8 protein-coding genes and 1 pseudogene are annotated in these 6293 nt (G+C 60.1%); 1 reads left to right on the forward strand and 8 read right to left on the reverse strand.

Features of this window, described 5'->3' with window-relative positions:
• Positions 1–162 precede the first annotated feature (162 nt).
• On the forward strand, positions 163–654 hold the full coding sequence (locus tag EOC06_RS19370; protein WP_006205209.1) for an Lrp/AsnC family transcriptional regulator: 492 nt from the start codon (positions 163–165) through the stop codon (positions 652–654).
• 20 nt (positions 655–674) lie between these two features.
• Here the strand turns inward: EOC06_RS19370 and EOC06_RS19375 are convergent, their stop codons facing one another.
• From EOC06_RS19375 to EOC06_RS42895, 8 genes and pseudogenes are all read right to left on the reverse strand, one after another.
• Complete coding sequence (locus EOC06_RS19375; protein ID WP_128308543.1) at positions 675–1244, reverse strand: DUF3299 domain-containing protein; 570 nt, start codon at positions 1242–1244, stop codon at positions 675–677.
• A gap of 131 nt (positions 1245–1375) precedes the next feature.
• Entirely contained in the window at positions 1376–2080 is a 705-nt protein-coding gene (locus tag EOC06_RS19380; RefSeq protein ID WP_128308534.1) for a DNA alkylation repair protein, read from the reverse strand.
• Positions 2081–2088: 8 nt separating this feature from the next.
• Positions 2089–2958, reverse strand: coding sequence for an NAD(P)-dependent oxidoreductase (locus EOC06_RS19385; RefSeq protein ID WP_127270841.1), 870 nt, complete (start codon positions 2956–2958; stop codon positions 2089–2091).
• A gap of 108 nt (positions 2959–3066) precedes the next feature.
• The gene (locus EOC06_RS19390; protein WP_128308535.1) at positions 3067–3888 is read right to left on the reverse strand and encodes an ABC transporter permease; all 822 of its coding nucleotides are present in this window, start codon (positions 3886–3888) and stop codon (positions 3067–3069) included.
• Positions 3885–4604, reverse strand: a complete 720-nt coding sequence (locus EOC06_RS19395) for an ABC transporter permease (protein WP_128308536.1) — start codon at positions 4602–4604, stop codon at positions 3885–3887. The genes EOC06_RS19390 and EOC06_RS19395 overlap by 4 nt, the downstream gene beginning before the upstream one ends.
• A gap of 77 nt (positions 4605–4681) precedes the next feature.
• Positions 4682–5467, reverse strand: coding sequence for an ABC transporter substrate-binding protein (locus EOC06_RS19400; RefSeq protein WP_027036615.1), 786 nt, complete (start codon positions 5465–5467; stop codon positions 4682–4684).
• Between the two features lie 157 nt (positions 5468–5624).
• Positions 5625–6134, reverse strand: a complete 510-nt coding sequence (gene mobB, locus EOC06_RS19405; RefSeq protein ID WP_128308537.1) for a molybdopterin-guanine dinucleotide biosynthesis protein B — start codon at positions 6132–6134, stop codon at positions 5625–5627.
• Positions 6131–6293: pseudogene (locus EOC06_RS42895) on the reverse strand (molybdenum cofactor guanylyltransferase MobA); the annotation flags it as partial. The gene mobB and the pseudogene EOC06_RS42895, both read right to left, overlap by 4 nt.

Below are 6293 nucleotides of genomic sequence, written 5' to 3' on the forward strand. Positions count from 1 at the left end.
GAAATGGCTTTGCTGCCTTTTCTGCGTTCGGAAATCCGCTATCGCCTCGGCTGACCTTTCAGCAAGAAATCACTCGCTTTTTGCCCGATCAGCAGAATTCCTTTCTTGTGAAAGGCCTGGATAAGGCAGAGTATAGGCATTCTATTCCTTTGGGAGCACGATATGGATCGCCTCGATAGAAAAATCCTCCGCCTCTTGCAGGAGGACGCGACACTCGCGGTCGCCGACGTCGCCAAGAAAGTCGGGCTGTCGACGACGCCTTGCTGGAGGCGCATCCAGAAGCTCGAGGAGGAGGGCGTCATCAAGCGGCGCGTTGCCATTCTCGACCATGAAAAGGTCAATGTGCGCGTTACCGTCTTCGTGTCGATCCGCACCAATTCGCACAGCCATGAATGGCTGCGGCGTTTCTCGGAAGTCATCCAGGAGTTTCCCGAGGTGGTCGAGTTCTACCGCATGAGCGGCGACGTCGACTATCTCCTGCGCGTCGTGGTGCCCGACATCGCGGCCTATGACGCCTTCTACAAGCGGCTGATCGCCAAGATCGAAATCCGTGACGTTTCGTCATCCTTCGCCATGGAGCAGATCAAGTACACGACCGAAATCCCGCTCGACTACATGGTGCTGGACAAGGAATCGGGTGCCAACGCCGCCTGAGCTGCAGCAGGTTGTCCTGCTTAGTTCTTCTTTTTGTTGAAGAAACTCCAGGGAGAATTGACCGGCAGGGTGACGGTGTCCGGCACGCTGCCGACAGCGACCACATCTGCCTTGCGGACGCTGTAGCCAGACTGGATGACACTGACGCCGTCGAGGATGAACAGCTGGCTCTTCTCCATGTCCGGCTTCAGCGCGCCGGTGACCGCGACAGGCTGATACGCCTCGGACATCTTGTAGGGACGAGCCGGCGTGACCAAGACAATCTGGTTGGGCGGGGGCGTCGGCATGTGGCTGCACGCACCCGTCCAGGGCACCAGCAGGAACTGATAGACAAGATCGCCATCGCGATCGACCGGCAATGCATAGCCGGCTAGCTGAATGCTTTTGTCCTGCAGGTTGAGGGACAGCGTCTCGCCGTGGTCGGGCAATTTTGCCGCGATCATCGGTAGCCCGACGTTTTCGGCGGCGGATTGCGTAGCCGGACGCAGATCCTTCCAGAATATGTGCGCGGTCTCGGCCGAGGCATCTGTGGCCGCGGACACAAACAATGCCGCTGCGAGCATTATGGTTGATTTCAGAGGATTGCTCATTGGCCGCGTCCCTTTGAAGCTCAAGTAAAGACGCCGCTGTCAGCGACGTCAACGCTCCCGCCATCACATGTCGGCAACCGCATCACATGTCGGCGAGATCCAGACATGCCGGAAAGCGGGTTTCCGCGCCGTCAGCCTTTCCTTGCGGCGACCCGCGCTAGCGTCTTGGCATTGGACAGCTCCCTTACCGCGTCCTTGCCGATCCAGCGCGCCGTCCTGTCGGTCGACTGCGCCAGCCGTTCGGCGACAGCCAGGGCAGCTCCGTGCATGTCCATCGATCGTTTGCCGATCGACCGAAGCGCCCAGTTCACGGCCTTCTTCACGAAATTGCGGCTGTCGTTCGCATGCGTTTCGATGATCGGCAGGAAGGAGAGGAAGGTCGCCCCTGGCTCCTTCTTCCGGTGGACGACGGACCAGGCCATCATGGCGAAGGCCGTGCGCCGAACGAACTCCCGCTCATCGGCCGCAAACTCGGCGATCAGTTCTTTCCAGGCGTCCGTATCGACAAAGATATCCGAGACGCCGTCGACGATGTCCCAGGAGTCGAAACTAGCCGCCCATCGTCTTGCATCTTCAGCAGAAAACCGTTTCGAGTCAGCCGTGACGGAGGCGATGAACTGCGCCTCCATGATGCCGGTGTCCCATAGCTCGAAGGCGCGCTCGTGGTTGCGTTTGATCTTCCTGGCGATCTGCCGCTGCATGCCGTGCGTGATACCAAGTGCACGGTCGATCTTGATGCCGTAGCGCAACATGCCGAGGCGGTTCTCCTCCGATCCGATAGCGCGCAGATGGGCGACGATTTCTGCAGCACTGGATTGAGGCGAGAGCTCTGGCACCGCGGAACCTATTTTTCGAGACGGGCGAGCAGCGAGGACGTGTCCCAGCGCTTGCCGCCCATCGCCTGCACATCTTTGTAGAACTGGTCGACGAGTGCGGTGACCGGCAATCTGGCGCCATTGCGGTCGGCCTCGGCCAGGCAGATGCCGAGATCCTTGCGCATCCAGTCGACGGCGAAGCCGAAATCATATTTGCCGGCGTTCATCGTCTTGTGGCGGTTCTCCATCTGCCAGGAGCCGGCGGCACCCTTGGAAATCACCTCGATCACCTTCTCGATGTCGAGCCCGGCCTTCTTGCCGAAATGGATGCCTTCGGCCAGGCCCTGGACGAGGCCGGCTATGGTGATCTGGTTGATCATCTTGGTGAGCTGGCCGGCACCGGCCGACCCCATCAAGCCGACCATGCGGGCAAAAGCGTCGATGACAGGCTTCGCTCTGTCGAAAGCGTCCTGCTCGCCGCCGACCATGACGGTCAGCACGCCGTTCTCGGCGCCGGCCTGGCCGCCCGAGACAGGCGCGTCGAGAAACGAAAAACCACCGACTTGCGCCGCCGCCGCCAGCTCGCGAGCGACCTCGGCCGAGGCCGTGGTGTTGTCGATGAAGACCGAACCCTTCTTCATCGATTTGAAGGCGCCTTCCGGACCGGTCGTCACCGAACGCAAATCGTCGTCATTGCCGACACAGGAGAAGACAAAATCCTTGCCTTCGGCGGCCTGTGCTGGCGTCGCCGCAAGGCTACCGCCATGCTGGCCAACCCATTGCTCGGCCTTGGCCTTGGTGCGGTTGTAGACGGTCACGTCATGGCCGCCCTTGTTCTTCAAGTGCCCGGCCATCGGATAGCCCATCACGCCAAGACCGAGAAATGCAACAGATGCCATGAGCTTGCCCTTCAGAAACGGAATTTGCTGCGAGACGTCTAGGCTCTGCGCGCAATTCGTCAAGATGCGCAGGGCAGGATCGACTGGTGCAGCTGAATTTGAAAATAGTCAGCGTTTCAGGTGAACGGTGATCCGGCGCTCGATCCATTCGACGCCATGACGCAATATCTCGACCATCACCAGATAGACGAGCGCGACCCAGATATAGGCCTGGATGTCGAACGAGTTGGCGAAGGCGAGCTTGGCATTGCCCATCAGATCATAGACCGTGATGATGGCGACGATGGCGGAAGCCTTGACCATCAGGATCAGTTCGTTGCCATAGGGCCGCAAGGCGACGATCAAGGCTTGCGGCAGGATGATCTTGCGCAAGGTTTGCAGTTTGTGCAGGCCAAGCGATGCCGCCCCTTCCCATTGCCCTCTTGGCACGCTCTCGATGGCGCCGCGCAGAATCTCGGCCTGATAGGCGGCGGTGTTGAGCGCAAAGGCAAAGACGCCGCAATTGAACGCGTCCTTGAAAAAGTCCCAGAGGCCGATCGACTGGAGCTCGACCCTGAACGAGCCCAATCCGTAGTAGACCAGATAGGTCTGGACCAGCAGCGGCGTACCGCGGAAGAAATAGACGTAGCAATAGGCGAGGCCGGACAGGATCCGGCTCCTGGACATGCGCCCATAGGCGACGGGCACCGACAGGATCGCACCGAGCACCATCGATATGGAAACCAGCGCGAGCGTAACCCCAAGCCCGCTCAAATAGGCGGGCGCATATTTGGCGAAGAACTCAGGGTTCCAGGCAAGAACCAGATAGCTGACGATGCCAATGCCGAACAAAATCCACAGGCAGACCAGCGCGTAACCGGCGATACGCCTGCGCGGCCAGCCGCGAGCCCGTGGCGGCGGACGTTCGACCATTGCGGCCGTGGCGCTCAACGCTGCGCCTCCTGCCGGCCAAGCGAGCGCAGAATAGCGCTGGTGGCGAAGGACGACAGGACGGCCAGGCCAAGAAAGACCAGCGAGGCGACACCGAAGAACAGGAAAGCATGCTTGGTGACGCGGGCGGCAATGCTAGCGTTACGCAGCGTCTCGGCCAGGCCGACGACCGACACCAGCGATGTGTCCTTGAGCAGGCTGAGCCAGCAGTTCTCCAGGCCGGGGAACGCGATGCGCAGCAGCTGCGGCACGATCACCTTGCGCATGGTCAGCCAGTTCGAAAGACCAATGGCATAGCCGCCTTCATACTGGCCTTTGGGAATGGCGCGGAAGGCGGAAAGAAAAACCTCGCTGGCATAGGACGAGAAGATCAGCGCAAGCACGATCATGCCGGCGACGAAGCTGTTGACGTCGATAGTGATGTCCGGCCGGAAATACCTGACGAGATGCTGCAGCAGGATCGGCATGCCGAAGAAGAACAGGAAAAGCGTCACCAGTTCCGGCAGGCCGCGAAAGACCGTGGTGTAGATGTTGGCGGCAAGGCGCAGCGAGGGTTCTTCGGACTGCTTGGCGAGGGCGATGAAAAAGCCGATCGTCAATCCGATGGGCAGCGTGGCAAGCGCAAGCGCAATGGTGATCAGTGTGCCATAGGCAATATCGTCAAGCCAGCCTTCGGGTCCCCAACTGAGAAGTGTCCATATGCTCTGGGCTGGCATCGACCGGTCTTATCTCCACGGCATTCCTGAGATGAATAGAAAGACGGCGGGGAAATTCCCCGCCGTCTTGACCTTTATCAGGACTCGGCGCCGTAGACGTCGAACTTGAAGTACTTGTCGTTGATTTCCTTGTATTTTCCATTGGCGCGAATGGCGTCGATGGCCGAGTTGAGCTTGTTGACCAGGTCGGTTTCGCCCTTGCGCACGGCAATGCCGGCGCCAGGCCCGAAGATCTCGACCGGCTGCGGCGACGGCTGGCCGAGGATCTTGCAGCAGGCGCCATCAGGCGAATCCAGAAACTGCTGCAGCACGACGATATCGTCCTCGATGGCGTCGAGACGGCCATTGGCAAGATCTGCCTGCTCCTCGGGGCTGCTCGGATAGCCCTTCACGGTGCTGTCAGTGTAGGTCTTCGAGGCATAGTTGAAATGCGTCGTGGTGGTGGCGACGCCGATGGTCTTGCCGGCGAGATCTTCCTTGGTCACGCCTTTCAGCGTGCTGTCCTTCGGCACGGCGAGCGCCGACGGCGTGTTGTAGTATTTGTGCGAAAAATCGACCTTTTCCATCCGCTCCGGCGTGATCGACATCGAGGCGACGATGGCGTCGAACTTGCCGGCCTGAAGGGCGGGAATGATGCCGTCCCAATCCTGCGCGACGAAGGTGCACTTTACCTTCATCTCATCACAAAGCGCCTTGGCGATGTCGATGTCGAAGCCTACGAGTTGGCCATCGGCGGTAAGGTTGTTGAAGGGCGGGTAGGCGCCTTCGGTGCCGATCCTTAGGGTCTTTTCCTGGGCCTGGGCGACGCCGAGCGTCAGCAGCGCGGCCGATGCGGCAAGCGCGATACGCAGTGAAATACGCATGATGGTCCTCTCTTTATGGTCCCGGCCGTCGTTCCGAACGGCTCTGTGGGGCGGTGCTTTTGACCGCCCGCTGGCGCGATACTCCCACTCTTTCCAAGAAAAAAGCAACTGCAAAACCGTAAAAATGGGCAAGGCTATTCTGCCGTTGCGTCAGCGCTCAAGCAACGAGCCCGGTGGTGCGCTCAATGAAGTCGGCTATCGATTTTGCATCGTCGAGATCGAACACCGGCAGCTGCGCGCCTTCAATCGCAAAATCGGCGGCGACAGCGACGATGTTGGGATCCTCCGCTGAAAGCGGCGTGCGGTCCTTCGCATCCAGCCGGCGGGTTTCGATCTTGCTGTGGGCTTCGCGCTTGTAGCCCTCGACCAGCACCAGGTCGCAAGGGGCAAGCCGCGACAGGACAGTCTCCAATGCCGGCTCGTCTTCGCCGCGCAGCTCGTGCATCAGTGCCCAGCGAACGCCGGAGACGATCGCGACTTCGGTGGCGCCGGCCTGCCGGTGGCGGAAACTGTCGGCACCCGGTTTGTCGATGTCGAAATCATGATGGGCGTGTTTCACCGTCGACACCTTCCAGCCGCGCCGGACAAGTTCGGTGACCAGCCTTTCGGTCAAAGTCGTCTTGCCGGAATTCTTCCAGCCGGTGATGCCGAAGATGCGTCTGTTCATGGCTTGATGCTCTGCAACAGACGCTCGGCAGACACAAGATCGTCTGGTTCGTTGATGTTGAAGAAAGGGTCGCCCCCCGCCGACGGCGGAACCGTGAACTCTACCTCGACAAAACCGTGCCGGTCGATGAAAGCCGAAACCCGCCTGATATCCTCATCG

Source organism: Mesorhizobium sp. M7A.F.Ca.MR.362.00.0.0 (assembly GCF_004023175.1).
GTDB lineage: Bacteria > Pseudomonadota > Alphaproteobacteria > Rhizobiales > Rhizobiaceae > Mesorhizobium.

What these genes read in the sequence shown, in the direction of transcription:
- mobB (WP_128308537.1), bottom strand. Translation starts at nt 6,134, where the DNA reads ATGAACAGACGCATCTTCGGCATCACCGGCTGGAAGAATTCCGGCAAG.
- EOC06_RS19400 (WP_027036615.1), bottom strand. Translation starts at nt 5,467, where the DNA reads ATGCGTATTTCACTGCGTATCGCGCTTGCCGCATCGGCCGCGCTGCTG.
- EOC06_RS19370 (WP_006205209.1), top strand. Translation starts at nt 163, where the DNA reads ATGGATCGCCTCGATAGAAAAATCCTCCGCCTCTTGCAGGAGGACGCG.
- EOC06_RS19395 (WP_128308536.1), bottom strand. Translation starts at nt 4,604, where the DNA reads ATGCCAGCCCAGAGCATATGGACACTTCTCAGTTGGGGACCCGAAGGC.
- EOC06_RS19375 (WP_128308543.1), bottom strand. Translation starts at nt 1,244, where the DNA reads ATGAGCAATCCTCTGAAATCAACCATAATGCTCGCAGCGGCATTGTTT.
- EOC06_RS19385 (WP_127270841.1), bottom strand. Translation starts at nt 2,958, where the DNA reads ATGGCATCTGTTGCATTTCTCGGTCTTGGCGTGATGGGCTATCCGATG.